Source organism: Leucobacter sp. M11 (assembly GCF_035726885.1).
GTDB lineage: Bacteria > Actinomycetota > Actinomycetes > Actinomycetales > Microbacteriaceae > JAPFRB01.
This window is the reverse complement of sequence record NZ_JAPFRB010000004.1, coordinates 219,699-220,667: the sequence shown is the minus strand read 5'-3', so window position 1 is coordinate 220,667 and position 969 is coordinate 219,699. Positions and strand designations below refer to the sequence as shown.

1 protein-coding gene and 1 pseudogene are annotated in these 969 nt (G+C 73.3%); both read right to left on the bottom strand.

All coding sequences use genetic code 11. The annotated features are described in order from the left end of the window. Nucleotides 1–509: enoyl-CoA hydratase/isomerase family protein (locus OOT08_RS13015; RefSeq protein WP_325093179.1), on the bottom strand; the 509-nt coding region annotated here is incomplete at its 3' end. A gap of 52 nt (nucleotides 510–561) precedes the next feature. After that, nucleotides 562–969, bottom strand: a pseudogene (locus OOT08_RS13010) (MFS transporter); the annotation flags it as partial.

Genomic DNA, 969 nt, shown 5'->3' with positions numbered 1-969 from the left:
TCGGCCCCCGTCATGCTCTCGCCGGTCAGGGCGAGGTACTCGCCGAGCCGCCCCGGGGCGCGCGCGAGCAGCAGGTGTCCCGCGACATCCGGGGCGAGCCCGATCCGCACCTCGGGCATCGCGAGTCGGCTGCGCTCGGTGACGACCCGGATCGGGGCGTGCCCCGTCAGCCCGATGCCGCCGCCCATCGTGATCCCGTCCATGATGCCGACGACGGGGATGCCGAGGGTCGCGGTCAGGTGGTCCATCGCGTACTCGGAGCGCAGGAAAGCCTCGACGGCCTCCGGCTCGCCCCCCGCAAGCTCGCGGATGTCGCCGCCGCCCGAGAGGCCGCGCTCCCCCGCGCCGTCGATCACGACGGCGGAGCTTCCGTCCTGTTCGGCCGCGAGCAGCGCCGCGCGGATCCCCTCGGTCATCTCCCGAGTGATCGCGTTCAGCTTCGCCGGTCGGTTCAGCGTGATCCTCGTGAGGTGGCCGGCACGCCGTACCAGCACGGTCGCTTCGGTCATCGATGCTCCTTTGTCCGTCTCGCCGCCGAGTCTGGCGGGGTCTCCTCGCCCGTCAGGGCCGCGGGTCCTGGGCGTCGTAGCCCCGGAAGCCACGGTACACCCGGGCAAGCGTCACCATGAGGGCGACGATGACGAGCCCGCCGAGCAGCGGCGGGAACCACAGCGCGACCGCCGTGGCGAACACCCCGGCGTAGAGGTCGCCGAGGCGGGGCCCGCCCGTGACGACGACCGTGAATACGCCCTGGAGCCGCCCGCGCATCGCGTCGGGCACCGCGGTTTGCAGGATCGTGGTGCGGAAGATCGCGCTCACGTTGTCGCTGGCCCCGGCGAGGGCGAGCGCGAGCGCCGCGAGGACAAGCGCCGGGAGGTGGGCCTGCGCCGCGGTGATGCCCGCGGGTCCGACGAGCACCGTCTGCGCGAGCAAGACCGCCCCGAACAGGGCGATGCTGATGCCGTAGGC